The organism is Shewanella algicola, from assembly GCF_014648035.1.
In the GTDB taxonomy this organism is placed as follows: domain Bacteria; phylum Pseudomonadota; class Gammaproteobacteria; order Enterobacterales; family Shewanellaceae; genus Shewanella; species Shewanella algicola.
On sequence record NZ_BMQI01000026.1, the window covers coordinates 13916 to 34110 of the forward strand.

At 45.9% G+C, this 20195-nt stretch carries 20 protein-coding genes; all 20 read right to left on the minus strand.

Annotated features, from left to right (window positions below; genetic code table 11):
* Positions 1–14: 14 nt before the first annotated feature.
* Entirely contained in the window at positions 15–512 is a 498-nt protein-coding gene (locus IEY42_RS12300) for a hotdog family protein (RefSeq protein WP_188925504.1), read from the minus strand.
* 4 nt (positions 513–516) lie between these two features.
* Positions 517–1749, minus strand: a complete 1233-nt coding sequence (locus IEY42_RS12305; protein WP_188925505.1) for a beta-ketoacyl-[acyl-carrier-protein] synthase family protein — start codon at positions 1747–1749, stop codon at positions 517–519.
* 26 nt (positions 1750–1775) lie between these two features.
* Positions 1776–2372 (minus strand): DUF3261 domain-containing protein, encoded by a 597-nt coding sequence (locus IEY42_RS12310; RefSeq protein WP_229780046.1) that lies wholly within the window; start codon positions 2370–2372, stop codon positions 1776–1778.
* Positions 2365–3627 carry an NAD(P)/FAD-dependent oxidoreductase gene (locus IEY42_RS12315; RefSeq protein ID WP_188925506.1) on the minus strand — a complete coding sequence of 421 codons (1263 nt, stop codon included), beginning with the start codon at positions 3625–3627 and terminating at the stop codon, positions 2365–2367. The genes IEY42_RS12310 and IEY42_RS12315 overlap by 8 nt, the downstream gene beginning before the upstream one ends.
* Positions 3628–6027: an MMPL family transporter gene (locus IEY42_RS12320; protein WP_188925507.1), complete on the minus strand. Its 2400-nt coding sequence runs from the start codon at positions 6025–6027 to the stop codon at positions 3628–3630.
* Positions 6027–6797 carry a LolA family protein gene (locus IEY42_RS12325; protein WP_188925508.1) on the minus strand — a complete coding sequence of 257 codons (771 nt, stop codon included), beginning with the start codon at positions 6795–6797 and terminating at the stop codon, positions 6027–6029. Before IEY42_RS12325 ends, IEY42_RS12320 begins: the two co-directional genes overlap by 1 nt.
* A complete protein-coding gene (locus IEY42_RS12330; protein WP_160051933.1) occupies positions 6797–7228 on the minus strand; it encodes an acyl-CoA thioesterase in 432 nt (143 codons plus the stop codon). Before IEY42_RS12330 ends, IEY42_RS12325 begins: the two co-directional genes overlap by 1 nt.
* Positions 7229–8788 carry an HAL/PAL/TAL family ammonia-lyase gene (locus tag IEY42_RS12335; protein ID WP_188925509.1) on the minus strand — a complete coding sequence of 520 codons (1560 nt, stop codon included), beginning with the start codon at positions 8786–8788 and terminating at the stop codon, positions 7229–7231.
* 4 nt (positions 8789–8792) lie between these two features.
* The gene (locus IEY42_RS12340; RefSeq protein WP_188925510.1) at positions 8793–10583 is read right to left on the minus strand and encodes a glycosyltransferase family 2 protein; all 1791 of its coding nucleotides are present in this window, start codon (positions 10581–10583) and stop codon (positions 8793–8795) included.
* On the minus strand, positions 10580–10978 hold the full coding sequence (locus IEY42_RS12345) for an ApeI family dehydratase (RefSeq protein ID WP_188925511.1): 399 nt from the start codon (positions 10976–10978) through the stop codon (positions 10580–10582). Before IEY42_RS12345 ends, IEY42_RS12340 begins: the two co-directional genes overlap by 4 nt.
* Positions 10971–12338 carry an AMP-binding protein gene (locus IEY42_RS12350; RefSeq protein ID WP_188925512.1) on the minus strand — a complete coding sequence of 456 codons (1368 nt, stop codon included), beginning with the start codon at positions 12336–12338 and terminating at the stop codon, positions 10971–10973. The genes IEY42_RS12345 and IEY42_RS12350 overlap by 8 nt, the downstream gene beginning before the upstream one ends.
* On the minus strand, positions 12331–12882 hold the full coding sequence (locus IEY42_RS12355) for a COG4648 family protein (RefSeq protein WP_188925513.1): 552 nt from the start codon (positions 12880–12882) through the stop codon (positions 12331–12333). The genes IEY42_RS12350 and IEY42_RS12355 overlap by 8 nt, the downstream gene beginning before the upstream one ends.
* Complete coding sequence (locus IEY42_RS12360; protein WP_188925514.1) at positions 12882–13130, minus strand: acyl carrier protein; 249 nt, start codon at positions 13128–13130, stop codon at positions 12882–12884. Before IEY42_RS12360 ends, IEY42_RS12355 begins: the two co-directional genes overlap by 1 nt.
* A gap of 8 nt (positions 13131–13138) precedes the next feature.
* Positions 13139–13393, minus strand: coding sequence for a phosphopantetheine-binding protein (locus tag IEY42_RS12365; RefSeq protein WP_160051926.1), 255 nt, complete (start codon positions 13391–13393; stop codon positions 13139–13141).
* On the minus strand, positions 13393–14253 hold the full coding sequence (locus tag IEY42_RS12370) for a lysophospholipid acyltransferase family protein (RefSeq protein ID WP_188925515.1): 861 nt from the start codon (positions 14251–14253) through the stop codon (positions 13393–13395). Before IEY42_RS12370 ends, IEY42_RS12365 begins: the two co-directional genes overlap by 1 nt.
* Complete coding sequence (locus tag IEY42_RS12375) at positions 14246–14995, minus strand: beta-ketoacyl synthase chain length factor (protein ID WP_188925516.1); 750 nt, start codon at positions 14993–14995, stop codon at positions 14246–14248. Before IEY42_RS12375 ends, IEY42_RS12370 begins: the two co-directional genes overlap by 8 nt.
* A 241-nt stretch (positions 14996–15236) precedes the next feature.
* A complete protein-coding gene (locus IEY42_RS12380; RefSeq protein ID WP_188925517.1) occupies positions 15237–16127 on the minus strand; it encodes a DUF3014 domain-containing protein in 891 nt (296 codons plus the stop codon).
* Between the two features lie 142 nt (positions 16128–16269).
* Positions 16270–18345: an ATP-dependent DNA helicase RecG gene (recG, locus tag IEY42_RS12385; protein WP_188925518.1), complete on the minus strand. Its 2076-nt coding sequence runs from the start codon at positions 18343–18345 to the stop codon at positions 16270–16272.
* A gap of 132 nt (positions 18346–18477) precedes the next feature.
* Positions 18478–19077, minus strand: coding sequence for a response regulator transcription factor (locus IEY42_RS12390; RefSeq protein WP_188925519.1), 600 nt, complete (start codon positions 19075–19077; stop codon positions 18478–18480).
* The gene (locus IEY42_RS12395) at positions 19074–20165 is read right to left on the minus strand and encodes a histidine kinase (protein ID WP_188925520.1); all 1092 of its coding nucleotides are present in this window, start codon (positions 20163–20165) and stop codon (positions 19074–19076) included. Before IEY42_RS12395 ends, IEY42_RS12390 begins: the two co-directional genes overlap by 4 nt.
* Positions 20166–20195: the final 30 nt, after the last annotated feature.

Below are 20195 nucleotides of genomic sequence, written 5' to 3' on the forward strand. Positions count from 1 at the left end.
CTACTGTTTTATTATTATGAGTTAGGGCTTGTTTGGTTTTCGTTGATATATGCCTGGGTATCTTGTGGTTGAAACACATTAACGTTTGCCGAGGCGACCACATGGCCCTGATGAGATATTTGGCAATCAAATACCGCTAAACCAGATGGCTCTTGATAAAGGCGGCTCACCCTAGTGTGATAGGTTTGCCCAAGTGCAAAGTGGTCTGTGTGCATTTGTAATTTACGGCTCCCCAGTAAAAAACCGACGCGTACTTTGTCACCCATTAACTTGGCTTCAACGCCTGCTAATGCTGCAATGCTTTGTGCCATGTATTCAATGCCGACGTAATTGGGTACGCCATTGATTGCACTATCAAAGTAAGCGCTTGCTTCGCTAATATGGATAGCCGTAAGTAAGCTGTCAGGTTGATGTTCTAGGAGGTTATCAATCAAAATCATTGGTGCACGATGCGGCACAAACTCGCTAATGTCGTGGGCTAATAGTGTGGCGTCAGCAATAAGGGTCGGCATGGCTCTAGGCATCCTTTTTACAAAAAATAACGCTGGCGTTGCTGCCACCAAAGGCAAATGAGTTACTCATAATATAGTTGAGTGACTTTGCTGGTTGTGAATTGGCTAGCCGTGAATTGGCTTGTTGCAAAGTGTTGGCGCTCACTAAGGGTATGCTTGGGTCGTTATTGTCAGCCTGGCCATCCCATATATGCGGTGGCAACTGCGCAAACTGATTATGCTGGCTAAGCAGCAAATAACAAAATGCCGCTTCAATGGCGCCTGCAGCGCCCAAGGTGTGGCCCGTTAAGGGTTTGGTTGAGCTACACGGTGGTATGGCGGGGCTAAATACTTTGGTGATGGCGCGTGATTCCATGGCATCATTTTTGGGTGTGGCGGTGCCGTGCAAATTAACATAATCGATTTGTTCTGGCTGAATGTTTGCCGCAGCTAATGCGCTATTCATGGCTGCGATGGCGCCGAGGCCTTCAGGGTGCGGCGCTGAAATATGGTGGGCGTCGGCAGATTCGCCTATACCCGCTAGCATCACGTCGCTTTGACCACGCGTTAAGGTAAATAGCGCAGCGCCCTCACCAATATTAATGCCGTCGCGGTTTAGGCTAAACGGATTACAATGTGCTTTAGCAATAGACTCTAGCGAGTTAAATCCATTTACGGTTAATTGGCATAAACTGTCTACGCCGCCCACGATAACCATGTCACACAAGTTTGCGTGCAGTAATCGTTGTGCGCTGGCAAACACTTTGGCACTTGATGAACACGCCGTCGACACAGTGTAGCAGGGGCCTTCGAGTTCAAATAACTGCTTGAGGTAGTCGCTAGTGCTGCCCAGCTCTTGTTGTGAGTAATGGTAACTTGGTGGAAAGTGACCATGTTCGAGTTGATAGGCTAATGCGGCTTCACCTTTGGAAATACCCGAGGTACTGGTACCTAAAACTATGCCAACTCTACCAGCGCCATATCGTGCTTTTGTCTCGCTCACAGCCTCGGCAATTTGCATTGCTGCGGTATGGAGTAACTGATTATTTCGACAAGCAAACAGCTGTAAATGCGCCGGAATATCGATAAGGCTGTCATCATTTACGCAGCCGACAATCGTTGGGCCGCTAAACAATACATCATTACGATATCGCATGGCACAGGTGTCGCCATTAACCAAGCGCTGCAACACTGTTTCAGGCGAGTTGCCTAACGGCGTACAAAGTCCGATATGGGTGATTGCGATTCGGTTATTCATATTGTGTGCTCAGTCTGTGTCATTGGTTACTCGAGTGGCGTAATGTGCAACAAAATGTCGGCTGATTTGATGGTAACGCTAATATTGGCTTGCCACGGGTTGAGCTCACTATAGCTAATACTGATTTGCTCGCCATCGGCATCGACTAACTGTTTACATAACGCACTTGTGCAAGGTGTATCCAGCAACTGAGCATCTGTGAGCTGCTGATTGACTTGCTGCGTTGGCCAGTAGATAAGCTGCATAATGGCCATTAAATACTCGGCATTAAATGTATCGCCTAACAAACGACTTTGCTCACTTTGTAAGGTGTGGCCATCGTACACCAAGGTAAACAATGCCTGGCCTAATGGCGCGAGCCCCACTAAGGTCATACGTTGTGAGGTGAGCTCTAATTGAGTCAGTAACTCATGATTATCCGTGCCATGGCTCATGCTGATCATTTGGCTTAGACTGATATCACTTTGGGCATTCAATGCGTTCACTGTCGGCGCAAGACAATATTGAGCCTGACTGCTTATCGCCATACAGCTTTGCCGGGTAAATTGTTGGCTGCAACTTGCCAATGCGCACAGCAAAAACACTGCGCCAATCATTTTGATAGCACGACTACACTTAAGCAACGTCTAACTCCCGACATAACTCAACGATGGTATTAAGGCGACGCTCTGACTCTTTCACAAACGGGTTTTTAGAGTCCCATGCGTAACCTGCCAATATTGAGCAAATCATTTGTTTTACATTACTGTTTGCCTGTTGATAAAAAATCACATCCTGAAAACGGCCGTCATACCAGGCCTGAACATAAGTTCTAAAGGTATTAACCCCAAGCATTAACGGCTCAGCGTAATCGGCTTGCCAATCGACGGTTTCACCTTTGAGTTGCTTATCCAAATTTGCGCACGCCATGACGGCCGACTGCATAGCAATAGTAACCCCAGATGAAAATACTGGGTCAAGAAACTCACCCGCATTACCCAATAAAGCAAACTTGTTGGTGGCAAGCGTGGTCACATTGGCCGAGTAACCCTGGAGCGTTGCACAGGGTTGCACTACTTTGGCATTGGCGAGTAAACGCTTTAAATCAGGCTCCTGCGCAATAATCGCCAGCAACTGTTGCTCCAGGCTGCCAGTTAAATGTGCTAATAAATGGGGCTCGCCGACTACACCAATAGAGCAGCGGTTATTGCTAAAGGGAATGAGCCAATACCAAATGTCTTTATGTTCGGGATGAACGCTGATGAGAATTTTATTGCGGTCAAATTCGCTATCGCTAATATTGTCTTCTATATGGGTAAAAATAGCGCTGCGTGATGGCAAGTTTGATGGTCGTTCAAGGTCTAATAACCGAGGTAATACCCGGCCAAAGCCGCTGGCATCGACAATAAATTTGGCATTGATTTGATAAGGATGACCTTGTTCATCAGTGATTTGCAGTGTGGGTTCGTTGCTAATATCGACCGAATCAACCTGATGACCAAAGCGAATATCAACCCCCTGGCTGATGGCCGTGTCAGCCAATAATTTATCAAATTGGCCGCGCTGAACTTGAAACGTAGTGCCCGGGCCTGGGGTGAACTTATCGGTAAAGTCGAATGTGGTGTAACGGCTTTGATGACGAAATGCGGCGCCGTTTTTAAATTGAAAGCCAGCCTGATTAACCGCATCTAGCATACCGGCTTGTTCAATAAACTGCATACAACAAGGCAGTAAACTCTCGCCGATAGAAAAACGCGGAAACTGCTGTTTTTCAACAACTACAACCTTATGGCCTTGTTGGCGTAATAAACTGGCTGCAATCGCGCCAGACGGGCCTGCACCAATAATGGCAACGTCGACGTCCATGTTGTTAACTGTGCTTGTTTGATTGCTTTGCATTTACAGTGACTTCCTTGTAAAAAATGAAATAAACGGCGCTAATAAAAAAGCAAAGCTGATGCCAAATAAAAGCGTTAGGCCGAAAAAGTGAATCGCATGGGTTTGGCTCAGCGCCAATAAACCAAAGGCTAATAAGGTTGAGCAGGCCGACATAAATATTGCCATCATCACTCCATGACTGGTGTGTTTGGCTTCGGCAAAAAATAAGCTGTAATCAATACCAATACCCAGCACTAAAATAAAGGCTAGGGCATGAAATAAGCTAATGCTTGAGCCAACTAATCCTAAACAAGCCAGAGTAAGCAACACGGCAAGTGCCGGTACAGCAACAATGGCAAGCGCCAGTTTAATGCCATATTTAACGCTAAAAACAATACTGGCAAGCGCAAACACCCACATTAACAACTGAAACGTCAGTTGGCGATACTGGCCCATAATGTTGGATATATCGCCAACCTTATCAATCACTCTGACTTGCCCTAAAGGCCAATCTTGATTCGCGAGTCGCAGGGTTAACGAGGGCAGAGAATGAATGCCGCCTAGTAATACAATGGCGCCAAATTGTGTCGTATTGTCAGCGCTTGCAACATCACCCAACCACAAGGCTTTTAAATCATCATTGGCGTGCTTAAGCACAGTTTGAGGTGTGAGCCATGCTGAGTCAGCCAGATTAAGCTCGGCCATTAAACTGGCCTTTATGCTGTCATCCAGGTCCATTTGCTCAATGATTTCAGCTAGGTGTTGTTGGTAAAGCTGTTGCTGTAGTAGGTAGTGATACTGCTGACGCGCCATGCTTGGCATAAAGCGACTGAGGCTTATTGCTTGAGCGATTTCATTGTCTGCGATGGCGGCATCTAATACTGGGGTTAGTTGCTCAAGTGTTTGCAGTAAGTTTTGTTCATTAGCGCTACTGACCAAAATAAATTGGTTATCTGTGCCGCCGCTGAGTAATTGCCTCAGCTGGTTTTCTTCAGTGGTTATCGCCTCTGGGCTTTGCTGCAATTGCCGAATATCATCGTTGCTAGTGAGTTGCGATAATCCGAAAAACAGTATGGCTAATATAGCAACGGGCAGCAACATGAGTACTGCTTTTTGTAACGTTTTTGTTGGAGTAAATACGCGCTGTAACCCGTTTAAATATGCCTGAGCAAACCCAAGCCCTTGAGTGTGCTTTAGTGAATGATTTCCCAAAAGCGTGAATACTAACAACAAGGTGAGATACGCGCCTATTAAGCCCGCAGCGCAAAATACCGCGACTTGTTGCATCCCCGGGAAAGGCGTAAAACCAATGGCGATAAATGCACTGGCGCTGGTGGCTAATGCGAGTGTTAGCGCAGGGAAAATACGTTTGATGGTGTCACTGGCAGTGTCATTAGGGTGTGCTTGTTTTTCACAATAAAAATGAAAGCTGTAATCAATGGCCACACCAATTAAGCTGGTGCCAAACACTAATGTCAGTAAATGCAATTCACCAAATAAGCTAAGAGTAGCGACAAAAGCAAACACGACCCCAGTGGATAAGGTCAGGGTTGCTGCCACTAACGGCATTAGCGAGCGAAATGCCAACCACACCAGTAATACAATGCCCAGCAGTGAGATTAGGCCGATTTTACTGATCTCTTGTTTGGCTGATTCGGTTGCGGCGATAGCATGAAACAGTGCGCCCGCTTTGAGAAAACTGATTTGCGGATGCTGTTGGTTTACATGACTAAATGCAGATTCTAGAGCCAATATTTGCTGTTGCTGTGCCGTAGGACTAAACGCACTGTCGCGGCCTTTGGCCATAACGATAGCGGCAACTCCGCTATCTGTATCGGTGAGTAAAATACCCTGTTGGCGACGAAGTTTACTATTAGGCGAGAGTGCCAACAAGTTTGCTGGAAACAATAACAGCGGGTCGCTCGCTAACAGTTGGCTGTTAGCAAAACTAAAGGCGCTATACAGTTGATTTTGCGCGGTCGCTAACAGCTCATGCCAGTTATCTGTTTCTAGCGCATGTTTTTGCTGGTGGGTGAGTAAACTAAAGCGATGCTCAAAATACACTTTGGCTAACTCTTCTAACTGATTGTCAGCGCCACTTCTAATGGCGATAAAAGGTTGTTGTGGCTGGCTTTGTAACGAGGTCATTAACTGCTGAGCGGCATTAACGGCCTGATTGTCGCTCTCTGCTAATATGGCAATATATACTTGATTGGCGAGTCGTTGCTCGACGGTGTCTAATGCTGTTTCAGTGAGTTTGTCTTGTTGTAAATGAGGCAACATGGCCAAAATATCAGTTTGGATCCGCGCGCCTTGCTGCCATTGCCAAGCGCCACTAATTAACATGGCAAGCAGTAATAATAGCCATAGGGCAAAGCGGCTTTTGGCTGAGATCAATACATTAAATGGGTTGCGAGGCATTACTGAGCTAACTCACTGTTTAGGCTAAATAGTACAAATTCACTGTCGCTAAGTGGGCCATGTTCAGTATTAGTAAATTGTATGTAGGTGTAGTCGCTGATGTCCGTTTGTTGGCTGGTCATGATGAGTGAGCGAATGTGAGTTTCACCACTGAGGGTAATGTTACCCATAGCGGCATGCACTTGCGGATCTTTTGCTTGTAAGCCGAGTTGCCACACTGAGCCTGTTGTTTCTGTGGGCATAAATAACCTAAAGTCAGCGCTGAGCGCGTTTATGTCGCCGGCCATGATGGCTTGCAATAAACGCGGCAGTTGCTGCGCGATGGGATTGCCGCTGGCTGCTGCGCTGAGCTGTTGCACTTTTCCCTGACTGTTTTGCTGAATTAATTGCTGATCTTTAAGCACCATCAAGCTGTTAAAGGGTTTAAGTTGTTGCCAAACCAAACCCTGACTAGGACTGAAAATAAACCGACCCTGGCTTTGTAACGGTTTTTTGAGCACAGCTAAATGCCGCAGCTGCAGGAATTGTCCGCGGGTATCGGCTTGTAAATTCAGTTGCTGTGCTAATGTCTCAAGAGCTGACGAGCTAGCCGGCTGTTGGTACAAATGGTTAATTTGTGCCAATTGAGCTTCTGTCAGCTGACCCCCTGTCAGTTGAAGCTTGTTCTCTGCCTTTATAGGTGTCGGAGCTGCACTAACGCTAGCAGCCAGTGTGCTGGCGCAAAGCACCAAATACATTAATGTTATCAGCAGCGCCTTAATTACTGGCATCAGGCTTGGCTCTCATCTAATAACGGACGAATTTTTTGCTGAAACACCTCTGGCGTTACAAAGCATAACTCCTGGGTGGCAATCTCTACCGCAGCCTGGATGGTATAGCCCTTGGTAATACGCGCATTGGTTTGAGCATCGACAATTTGATAGTTAATCCGTAAACGGTTTTCCCATTCAACAATGGCGGCAATCACTTTGACTTTTTGATCAAAGGTGCTGCTTTTAACATATTTGATTTGTACGTCGACAATCGGCCAGGCATAGCCTGACTCAAGCATGGTGCGGTAGTTATAGCCGAGCTTATCGAGCAGCTGGCAACGCACTACTTCAAAGTAACGCAGGTAGTTACCATGCCAAGTAATACCCATGGAGTCGACATCGTGAAATGGGATCACCATTTCCATTTCGGTAAGCAGTAAACCTTTCATTCAGCACACCTCCCATTGACCGAGTTGAATTTTTTCGACCGTTTGGCGCAGTGCTGATTCTAAAGGACGGTCTTCAGTGAGCAGCTCACAAGCCTCACTCACTTGCTCAAGGGTTTTAGCGAGCGACGGGGTTAATGACTGCGGATCTAACTCTTGCTGTATCACCCGCAGTTGGATCCCCTGACTCATGGCTAACAAGGCCGCAGCTGCCACTTGTTCAGTAAGTTGCAGCACGCGCATGCAATCTCGTGCGGCAATGGTGCCCATGCTGACTTTATCTTGATTATGACACTCTGTTGAGCGTGAAAACACACTGGCAGGCATGGTGTTTTTTAGCGCTTCTGCAGTCCAGGCAGACACACCGATTTGTACTGCTTTAAAGCCGTGGTTAATGGCGCGGCGTTCGCCGGTTGCCGCTGATAAATTAGCCGGTAAACCGTTATTAAATTTCGGGTCCATTACCAGTGCCATCTGGCGATCGATTAAATCGGCAATATTGGCTACTGCGTTTTTCAGTGCATCCATGGCAAAGGCAATATGCCCACCATAAAAGTGGCCGCCATGAAGTATGTGCTCGCCTTCGCCATCCACAATCGGGTTGTCGTTAGCGCTGTTGAGTTCGGTTTCAATAAACTGGCGCATAAACGGCAGTGCATCTTGCAATACCCCAATAATATGCGGCGCACAGCGAATAGAGTAACGATCTTGTAGGCGGTCGGAATTACGCGGATGAGTATGGTGGTTTAAGTCTTCACGGATCCAACTGGCAATTTGGTTTTGCCCTGGGTGAGGTTTGGCGGCAAACAAAATGTCGTCAAAATGGTTGGAGTTACCTTTAAGGGTTAAGGACGCCATTGCGGTTATACGGCTCGATAAACGGCTTAAGTATTGCGATCTGTCATAGGCTAAACACGCAAGCGCTGTCATGACGGCGGTGCCGTTCATCAATGCAAGGCCTTCTTTTGGGCGCAATCTCAGAGGCACTATGCCAAGTTGTAAATACACATCTTTAGTGGCTTGGCGTTTACCTTGATACATCACTTCGCGCTCGCCGACTAACACTGCCGCAAGGTAAGACAGCGGGGTTAAATCACCACTGGCGCCAACTGAGCCTTCTTGAGGAATGATAGGCGTGATGTCGTTGTTTAATAGCCATTCAATACGTTGCAATAGTTGATAGCTCACGCCAGATTTACCCACGGCCAATGAGTTGAGGCGGCACGCCATAATGGCGCGAGATTGCATTGGGCTAAAAATGTCGCCTAAGCCACAACCATGAAAGCGGGTTAAATGCAGCGGTAATTCGTGGACTAAATCTAAGCTGACATTGACGGTGCAAGAGTCGCCATAGCCGGTGGTGACGCCATACACTACGCCTTCTTCATGCAATAAACTGTCAATGAAGCGTGCGCCTTTTTGAATGTATTCAACGTAGTCAGTGGTGTCAGTCAGTTTTACCTGGGCACCTTTGGCTACCGCAACCACTTGCTCTAGGCTGAGGTACTGTTGACCAAAGTGCACTGTGTTATCGGTCGTGTCTGCTGAAGATGTGTGGCTCATGAGATTATCTGTCCTGACTGGGTAATGGGGCTGCACTTGAGTGTGAAGGCTGGTTGTTACGGGTAACCAGCTCGTCCTTGCGCCAAAAATCGAAAAAGTTAAACCATTGCATTGGCGCGAGTTGCGCAAAATGGGCTAAACGCTGGCTATATTGAGTCATTGCATCGGTTAAGCGTGCTGTTCTGCCGGCTCGAGGGCCTTTTAGCGTGTCGCTTAAGTGTTCAACATGGACTTGATAACGACCATGTTGGCGAATGCAAAATAGGGTATACACCGGGCAATCTAATAAACTGGCCAAAATAAATGGCCCTTGTGGAAAAGCGGCTTCCTGGCCTAAAAAAGGTAAATAAGTCACACGCCCCTGGCTGCTTGATGAGGTACGGTCTGCTGCAATCACCACAATTTCACCTTGATCAATCTTTTGTTGCAATAACATCGCAGTACTAGGGTCGAGTTCATTTACATGGATTAAATTCAGGCTACTTTGCGGGTTAAGTTGTTGTAGGACTTTATTAAAGTTCTCTGCATGCTGGGTCAGCACCATCACATTCACCTTGACTTTTTGCTGGTGGATGGAGATAGCGCGGCACAGTTCCATATTGCCTAAATGCGACACAATCAATACTGCGCCGCGTCCCGTAGCCACTTGATTTGCCAGAATATGACGGTCGTTAAAGTCGACTTGGGCGAGGTTAATTCTGTCGCACCAGGCATCTATTCGGTCGAGTGCGGCATTACCAAAAGCAAAAAAATGCCTAAGGCTGTCGCGCCAACCTACTGGACGGTTTAACTGTGGATGATTGGGTTGTTGCTGTTGTACACGATACAAAAAGCCCAATGACGCATCACGAGCGGTTTTTCCGGTAAGGAAGAAATAACAGATCACCGGATACATCACAGCACGGCACAACCAATGCCCGCCAAGGCGATAGCATTGAGCTAAAAATTGAATACCCCAAAAGCTGCCGCGCTCGCTCATGGCTGACCAATGTTTAGTTGTTGTTTGAGTTGACTGATGTTGTTGATTCGGCTGATTTGAATCTTGTGTCGCTGGGCTATTTGGCGCTAAATGCGGCTTAGCAATCATGCGAGGCAAGCGGGTTAACATGCCAAAAAATAGCTTGGTGTGCATCCAACTAATGCGCACATTATCTTTTACGCCTTGGAAGTGGCTAATGCCATCTTCTGGGTAAATGACTTTGGTTGGCACATGCACCACGGGCGTACCTTGCCAGTGCAGTTTAACCATGACTTCAATATCAAAATCCATGCGCTCGCCTAGTGCCTGCTGACTAAATAACTGTTCGGTAGCCGCAAGCGGATAGACTCTAAAACCACACATAGAATCTTGAATATCAAAGCTGAGGGTTTCTACCCACACCCAAAAATGGGTAATGTAACGGCCATATAAGCGACCTTTGGGCACCGAATCATCATATTGCGGTTGGCCTGATATCAAGGTTGTAGGGTGTTGCTCGCTGGTGGCGATCATCAAGGGGATGTCGGCTAAATTATGCTGGCCATCAGCATCAACTTGTAAAGCATGGCTATAGCCATCACGGTAAGCCTGGCGTAAGCCGCTCATTACCGCCGCGCCTTTACCGCGATTATAAGGATGTTGAATTAAGGTCACCCAGCTAAACTTATCGGCTAGCGCTTGCAGCACATAACGGGTTTGATCGTCACTGCCGTCGTCGACCAAATAACAAGGTAATTGGTATTGAGCCAAATCGGTTAAGGTTTTTTCTATCGCGATATGGTGGTTGTAGTTGGGAATTACTAACGCCAATGTCATGAGGCACTCTCTGTATTCATGGCGGTGTTCATATCTGTATTAATGCTGGAATTAAGAGCTATTCGACCAGAAGCAAAGCGTTTGTCGCCATCACGGTAACTGAAAATAAGTTTCGATTTGTGCGCCTGATGTTCGATGACTAAATCAACATAGGTATTGGGCAAAATGAGTTGCTGAAACTTAAGCACTTCGAGCGTGGCGACATTGGCATTATAGCCAAACGCGTTACAGCCTAACTTAACGGCCCAATCTAATTGCGTTACGCCTGGCAGTACGGCCTGCTCAGGAAAGTGGCCGTCAAAAAAAGCCAATTCGCCACTAATGAACAAGCGCCAATGGCATTGTTCACCCTCGGCGTGTTGATGAATAATTTGCGGTAATACTGATTTAATCATGAATAAATAAAGCTGCTATATCGGCTGAAGTACGTTTGCCCTGGCTATTAAGCGGCAAGGTGTTTGGGTAGCGCCAGCGCTTAGGTAACGTGATGCGCTCAAACTGGCTCAGTAAGTGATTTTTTAGGGCGGTATTAATCGCTAACTTACCTTCATCTTTAAGGGTTTGTCTGCCAAGTTCATTTAAGCAAACCGCCGCGCCAAGCATGATGCGTGGTTGTTCTAATACCGTGACTGCCGCGTCACTGACAAACGGATGGCTTTGTAGCAAGTGCTCTAATTGCGCAAGTGATAAGCGCTTTTCTTCTATTTTGACAATGCGATCTAAGCGGTGCAGTAAACGAAATTGACCATTTTCAAGCAACTCGATTTTGTCATCGCATTTTACCCAGGTGTCAGGACTGTCTAAGTAAACCGACTGCAACATTAATGCCCCATCGTGCGGATCGGCATTCACGTTTACCCGTTCAAACGGCTGCCAGGTTTGTTGTTGCTGGTGCTGACGTCGATAAGCGATACCGCCGGTTTCGGTACTGCCAAATACCTCAATAGGTAATTGCTTAAAGCACTGTTTAACCGCTTGTGCTGATTCAAAATTTAACGGTCCACCTGAGCTGAAAATTAAACTTGGAGTACGCTGTTGTGGTTGGTTATCAAGGGCGTCGGGTAAACGGGTTAGCTGCGCCGGACTGCTGATTAAACACAGGTTTGGCATAATGGCGAGGTAATAGCTTAGGGTTTCTGGAAAGTCTATTTGTTCGCTTAAAAAAGCTCGACTTGCCGCTAACGGCCATAAAATTTTAAACAATAAACCATAAATGTGCTGATGCGATACCGTTGATACCACAGAGCAATGTGGTAAGTGCTGGGCAAAGGTATGCTCTAAAATACTGACTTCGGCATCAAGTTGCGCAAGGGTTTTGGTAATGGCTTTGGGCTGACCACTGCTGCCAGATGTAAATAAAACCAGTTCACCTAAGGTGTTGGCTTTCGGCCAGTTTGCCGCGGGAAGGCTGAGTTCTTTTTTAAGGCTAACAAACTCGCCAGCTTCGCATAACGGTTTGTCGGCAATAATGGCGTCAAACTCATGGTTAAGTTGACTTAATGTGCCGCGTTGAGTGTTGGCTGGCAGTACCACTTGCTTACCCGCAAGTAATGCTGCGCAAAGACCTGCGGCAAATAAATCACTGTTTTGGGCGGCCAGTAACCAGCGCTTGGCATCGCTTTGACTGAGCTGGTTGTGCAAGTGAGTGACATGGGCGCAAAATAACGAACCCGTCATGATGTCATGATGATCAAAGCTAATAAGCTGCTGAGCAGCAGGGCCATTGGTTAACCAGTTAAGCAAAAGTTTAGTCATGTTTTTTCAGCCAAAACTTGCGATAAATCCATTCACCACTGAGTAGCATGCCTATGAGCACATAAGCTATCAGTCCGTTGTAAAGCGTCCACATTTCAATTGTTGTGGCTATTGCTGTGTAGGCTGCTATGGCGCCATTGACAACAAAGAGTCCACACCATAATTTGGTTATGGTGCGCAAATATTCAATTGCTGAGTCTGGTAAATCAGGCTCTTTTATCCGAGCTAAGCGTTCAATCATACTGGGCCCAAACACCAGCGAATAACTAAATAAACTCAATAAGCTGAGGTTGATGACCACCGGATAATACAGAAGCCAGTCATTACGCTTAGCAATAAAACTGGCCCCAGTTAACCCTATCCCAACAATGAGCGGCAATACCATTGCACGCACTTGTTGCTTGGTGACTATCATACGAGTAAGCAGTAACACGCATAGCAATAAGGCGATGTAGCCGGGCGGTAAATACTGTAATCCAAAATACACTGCTAATGGGTACGCAACAATCACTAACGTGGTAATGATCTGCAAGAATAACCTCATTAGCTTTGCATTAATCCTTCTACAGCGTTAACCACATCATTAACGGTACGCACGGTTTTAAATTCTTCTGGTTGAATCTTTTTACCGGTGAGTTGTTGCAACTTAATCACTAAATCCACGGCATCGATGCTGTCTAAATCCAACTCTTCATACAATGATGCATCTAAGCTAATATCTGCTGGGTCTATTTCAAACTCATCCACTAAAATGGTGCTGAGCATGGCAAGAATTTGATCACGGTTTTGCATGCTGGCTCCTAAACACGTTGTGATTCAATAAAGCTAGCCAGGCTAGCCACACTGAAAAAGTGTGCTTTGGTTGCGTCTGAATTGGCTTCAATTTTGACGTCGAATTCTTTTTTGATAGCAAGACCCAGTTCTAGCGCATCAATAGAATCTAAACCTAGGCCTTCACCAAATAGTGCGGCATCTGTATCGATATCATCAATGGTGACATCTTCTAGGTCTAAGCTGTCAATGATCAGCTGTTTAATTTGATTGTGTAAGTTCATTATTTTCGTTTCTTATCAGTATGGCTATCAATAGGGATTGATAGGCTGTTTAAATAAAACTGTTGTAAATCTCGGGTGAGTTGCCGAGCCATTTTTGCTTCGTTACCTTGGGTAATCTCATCGTCATGGTGCAGTACGCTATCGGCAATTTCAACCGACATGTTGATGGTTTGCCGTGGTATTTGGTACCAAGGCTCTTGTTTGGTTAAGCCTGCTACATCAGTGCGAAGTACCACTGGTAAAATATCACTTTGAGTACGGATGGCAATATTAGCCGCCCCGCGCGCAAATGGGTTGATGACATTGCCAACCAGTGTGCGGGTGCCCTCAGGAAAAATCACTAAGTTTGTGGCGTTATTTAACACTTGCTTACAATCTTGCAGCAGTAGGTTGGCGCTGCGATTGGGGATATAGCCCACGCTAGATAACACCCCACGAATAAACGGATTACGCCATAAGCTTTGTTTTACAATGCAGCCCGCATTTGGCATTAGGCTAATGAGTACCACGACATCCACCAAGGTTGGGTGGTTGGCAATCACAATATGGCCTTGAGCTTGTTGTAATAAATGCAGATTTTTGGTGCTGACATTAATCACACCCACTGCGGTTAACATGGCAACAAAACCTTTAAACATTAAACTCACGGTTCGTTGCACTCTCGCTGTGCGGGCCTGCTTAGACCCTGGCCAATAACGTAATACTGGCAGTATGGTTAATGAACTGAGCAAACCGCCAAGACCAAACACCATGTAACACATTGCGCCACCTATCCACCGCGGGATATACCTAAACCCAGTTAGTTTTGGGGCTAAGCTTTGTTGAGAGGTAAAGGGGGCTGACGGCTGCGAATTAATCATGATGCTCAACAGACCAATACCAATGACATAAACTCCCCTGGATGTTTTTACCTGTGGCGATGTGGTGAATTAATTGGCTAAAGCTGATGTTATCTAGATTTTTGCCTGAGATTGGGCGGTCGGATACGCTTAGGGTGACTCTTGCATTCACATCACTATTGGCAGGTGCTAGGTATAACCCTAAGGCGATGGGCAGCTCCACTTCGTGGGTAAACTCACTGTAAACAGGGGGGACAGGATCATCGCCAAACACCATCAATAATGGGCTAGGGTCTTGTGCCAGCTGCGCGTAAGCTTCAATTAATGCTTGGGGGAGGGTTTGCTCACCTGCAGCGATGGATGTTGAAGCGGCTGTATTATGAGTCACGATGCCGAAAATGCCACTGGCTGTGTTGTGTACTGATTGGCTAAAAGCCATAGGCGAAAGCGGCTGTTGTTCGGTGATATCTTTTAGTAGCCCAAGGGTACGGGTCAGTTCGCCATGTCGTGATGAAAAAATGCTGCGAGTTTGCGGCGCGACTTGGCATTCGTGCGCTGCCGTTAACATCATTTTGGTGAGGCGGCTAAAGCGGCGACGTTGCATTGCTGGGATGTGCGATAGGGCAGGCGTTGCTTGGCTAGCAGACACACTTGTGTTTGGCTGTTGCCAATGTTGCCAATGTTGCCAATGTTGCCAGCTTTCAATGGTTTGAAAGTCTGGAGACCATGCGCCCCATGAGAGAAGTTGAAATGTTAAGTGCACTACTTTGCCTCTATAACTGCCTAGCTATCCTTATCTAAGTGTTAAAAAATAATCATCTATTTGCTGACTATTCGTTAACGACGCTAATTGTACACCTAACAGGGGTTGTTTAAGAAGTCACGCAAAAGAAAAAACGATTTTTTTAGATTATTTACTCAACAATATCGACTCAAAACATCAATAAAAAAAGCGCGGCTGGTTAGCCACGCTATTTAAGGTATTTAGAATATAAGTTAAATGATTAATGTGTTGGAAAGTTGGCCTGAAGTTTTTTAACCGCAGCTTTTATTTTGCGGGTGTTTTCAGGTCCCATACGAATTAGCAATTTTTGCGCGTTAGGTAAGGCTTCTAAATTAGGATCCGCAAATTGGTAATTGACACTGAAATAAGACAGTTCAATCGGGTCTTCGATAATCGGCGCATTTGCCACCATAGTAAAGACGGATTGCATGCGTTTATCAAAATCGACATCGCTGTAACCTAGCTCAGCGAAAGCCTCTGCAAATAGAGGTTTAAGCTCTGTGTAGGTTGTGACTAAATCTTTCTCATTTAAGCCAGCAACAAAGTCTGCATACAAATCGTAACGATGGTAGCTGTCAGGATTTAAGAAGGTTTTATTGGTGATTTCGCTAACCGAAAACGCAGTTTCAGGGCCTTTTAACGGACTCGCCTTACGCACCAACTCGCCTTGCGCTAGGTTGTCGACAAACACCACAAATTGACGGGCAATGTCTTTTTTCAAAATCATTGGCGCAATGTTCATTCCGTTAGCGATGGCTAGGGTTTTGGTTTCAACAAAGTCGTCTGATTCTGTTAGCGCGGGTAATGGCTCAACGACAACGGTTTCGTTGTTTGTTTCAGGTTCGCCAGTCGGCACGACATCATCGATGTTCGATTCGATTTGTTGTGGTTCTTCAATCGGAGCTTGTTCAATAGGTGCTGCCGGCAGTGCTTCTGGTAGCTCTACAGGGGTTATCACAACGGGGTCAAATTCTTCGCTGTCATCGCTGGTAAAATAGAAATAACTACTTGCAGCTAATAGCGCGATCACCGCGATTGCGATAAAGGCAATGTTAGAACCTGATTTTTCATCAGATTGAGGGCTGATTCTGTCTTCTTCATTAACTTGCATTTCAATTCCTTGGCGTGTTTGCTAGATATCTAGATGGAGTCGAAAAATACTGCATGGTCATTATACCATTTTGCAATATTCAACAGCGTTGTCTAGTGATAACTGATGATCATCTACAAAAATTCATTTTATGCTCAAGCTTTTAGGCTTGGACATACTGTTGGCGGTCTCCTAGCCATCGTTCAATGATAGCGTCGATATTTTGTGGTACCTGCTGGTTGATGTGCACTGCCAATTTTTGAGTCGGGGCGATGAGGTGCTGATCGCGAATTAAGTCGGCAATTTTAAGGTCAGCTAAACCGGTTTGTTTTGTGCCAAGCACTTCACCAGGCCCTCTGATTTCAAGGTCTTTTTGTGCAATAACAAAACCGTCATTGCTGTCTCTTAGCACTCCCAAGCGTTTGGTTGCCGTTTGCGATAGTGGCGCCTTGTATAGCAATACACAATGGCTGGCTATGGCGCCACGCCCCACTCGGCCTCGTAGCTGATGTAATTGAGCAAGCCCTAGTCGCTCTGGATTTTCAATAATCATTAAACTGGCATTAGGCACATCAACGCCGACTTCTATGACGGTAGTGGCCACCAATAAGTTCAATTCACCTGATTTAAACTGTGCCATGATGGCTTGCTTTTCAGCACTTTTCATCCGGCCATGGACCAAACCGATTTTTAATTCGGGCAGTGCGACACTCAGTTCTGCTGCAGTGTCTTCTGCAGCCTGGCACTCTAATACTTCAGATTCTTCAATTAAGGTGCACACCCAATAAGCCTGACGATTATCGTTTATGGCGGCATGCCTTACTCGTTCAATGATTTGCTCCCGGCGTGTATCGGCAATGGCCACAGTGGTAACAGGCGTTCGCCCCGGTGGGAGTTCATCTATGATGGAAGTGTCGAGATCGGCATAGGCTGTCATCGCGAGTGTCCGCGGTATTGGGGTGGCGGTCATGATCAGTTGATGTGGATGAAACCCCTGACTAATGCCTTTTTCACGCAAACCTAGACGCTGATGTACCCCAAAACGGTGTTGTTCATCAATGATGATTAACGCCAGTTTGTTAAAAACAACGGCTTGTTGAAAAATGGCATGAGTACCAATCACCATTTGTGCTGCGCCGCTGGCAATGTCTTCAAGTGATTGTGCTCTGGCTTTGCCTTTCAGTTTGCCGGCTAACCAGCCGACTTTTAGGCCTAAAGGTTCAAACCATGTGGCAAAATTAGCCGCGTGTTGTTCTGCTAGTAACTCCGTTGGCGCCATCATCGCCACTTGATAACCATTTTCTATAGCCTGCAATGCGGCGAGTGCTGCCACTAGGGTTTTACCTGAGCCTACATCGCCCTGCACAAGGCGCATCATCGGCGTTGGTTGTTGTAAATCTTGGTTGATTTCAGCGACTACACGCTGTTGCGCACCCGTTGGCGAAAAAGGTAATTGAGCCAAAAATGGCTGTAATAATTGCCTCGTTGTTGGCATGGCAACGGCCGCATCTTGATTACTCCTTTGGCGTAGTTGCAACATGCTAAGGTTATGTGCGAGTAATTCTTCTTGAATCAACCGTTGTTGTGCTGGGTGTTGTCCTTGCTCTAACTCATAAGGTGATACTGAACTCGAAGGACGGTGCAAAGTATGCAGCGCATCGCGCAAGCTAATGTTATTGGGTTGCAAATTTGCGGGGAGTAATTCAGGTAATCCGCCTTGGTCTAGCATGGCCAATGCTTGTTCTGTTAAGCGTATCCAACTGGCTTGTTTTAGGCCTTCTGTTGTGGGGTAAATCGGCGTGAGAGTGTCACTTAAGTTGACGGTTTCACCTGGGTGAATGATTTGGTATTCAGGGTGAACGATTTCTTTGTGATGATTACCGCGTCTTATTTCGCCATAAGCCCGAATAATGGCACCGTTTTCCATGCCATTTCGTTGCGCAATCGAAAAGTTAAAAAAGCGCAGGCTCATGATGCCGCTATGGTCGCGGACATTACACACTAACATGCGGCGCTTACCTTGCATGATTTGAGTCGATTGAATTTCACCTTCGATGGTGCCATAACTCGCTGGAGGCAGAGCGGCAATGGGATAAATTTGCGTGCGGTCTTCGTAGCGCAGCGGTAAATGAAACAACACATCTTGTACTGTTTTGATCCCGAGCTTAGCCAGCTTTTCTGCGACCTTTTTGGCAACGCCTTTAAGGTCTGTGATTGGAACTTGATCCAGTCGTAGCAAATTGCGTGCACCTAAAATTGATAATTAAAAAGTAAAAACAACAGTGATTTCAATTAGCCCCAATCAATCACTGTAATTATATACAGATGTTTAGGTTATCTTAGCAGAGTTTACCCACAAGGCAATATGCTATTACAGCCAGCCCTTTTGCTTGGCGATTCTCGCTGCATCAATACGATTACTTGCATTGAGTTTATTGATGGCTTCAGATAAATAGTTGCGCACCGTGCCTTCGGCGATAAACAATTTGCCGGCAATATCTGCGGTAGATAACCCTTCACTGGCTAGGCGTAATGCTCGGCGTTCTTTGTCATTAAGCGGGTCGATTTCACCGATGGCACTAAATGCTAACTCTGGGTCAATAACCCGTTTGCCAGCCATCACTTGTTTTATGGTGCTGATAAGTTCATCTGATGGAGCGTCTTTCAATAAAAAACCACTGACACCATATTCTAAGGCTCGCTTGATATAACCGGCTCGGCCAAAGGTGGTCAGGATTATCACCTTGGTTGAACTGGCTTGTTGTTGCAACCATTGGCTTAATTCTAAACCTGATTTACCTGGCATTTCGATGTCGGTTAACAATAAATCATAATGCTGTGATTTGAGCATTTTTAAGGCGCTGTCGCCGTCTTCTACTTCGGTAATCTGCATGTCATCGTCGGTGAGGGTCAAAAGCGCGGCGAGTGCACCGCGGACCATTGCTTGATCTTCTGCTAATAAAATATTCATGTCGGCTCTGTCAGTGGCAAGTTGATGGTGACAATAAACTGTGGACTAAACTGGTATTGCACATCGGCATGCAATAACGCCGCACGCTCTCTAATACCTTTTAAACCGTTACCCTCAGTTAAGGATTTTATTGAAGTATTTTCAATATATTGCAGCTGTAATTGGTTATCTATGGTTTGGATTGCCATCTTACAGTGGTCAGTTTTGCTGTGTTTAAGGGTGTTATTCACCAGCTCGGTTAACATAAGACACAATTGTGATTCCGCAAGATTATTTAATTTTGGCCATTGACCTTCAATGGTGACCGCAATGGATTTGTCTCGCAACATTTGGCTTAGCGTATGAGTAGTTTGGCTTATGCCCTGGTGTTTGTAATCGGTCACGGTATGACGTATTTGGCTCAAACAGTCACGAGTTATTTGGCTTACTTGGTTAATTTGCAGTTGTGCTTGTTCGGTTTTACCTGCGCTAATAAGCTTATCTGCTAGTTCCGCTTTTAATGCAATTGAAGCTAAGTGATGGCCCATAACATCATGTAAGTCGCGGGCAATACGTTCGCGTTCCAGCGAGGTGGCAAGTTGAGTGATTTCGTCATTAGATTGCTGCTGCTGGCGTTTTATTTGTTGGCGCTTTCGTTCAATAACACCAAATACCCCAACACCCAAACAGATCCCCATGCCGTAAAAAGTAAAATAATAGCCAGAGTAACCTACCCAAAGGTTTATGGTTAATAGGAGAACACTAATACCAATAAAGCTCAATATCGCGGTTCTAAGTGAGTAGAAAAAGCCGATAAAGAAGCAACAAAAGCTAAAAAGTGAAATTGCGCCACTGGTTAACCACCCCGCTGCAATCGCGATGATTAACATGAACAAAATGGGTTTGTAGGCGTGTTCTGTTGAGTTGTTATATGCCCAAAAGTAGCCAATAACAAAAGGGATTAACAAGGCTACGGCTAAGGTTATTTTTAACCATTGACCATCCATAAAAAACAGTGGGATAAAATAAAAACCTAAGTTTATAAGATAAACCCATGCGGTTTTTTGTTCGTAACTTTTTTCATTATTAGGTGATAAGCAAGATGTCATTGTGCCTCCCAGCGCAGTTAATCATAGAGT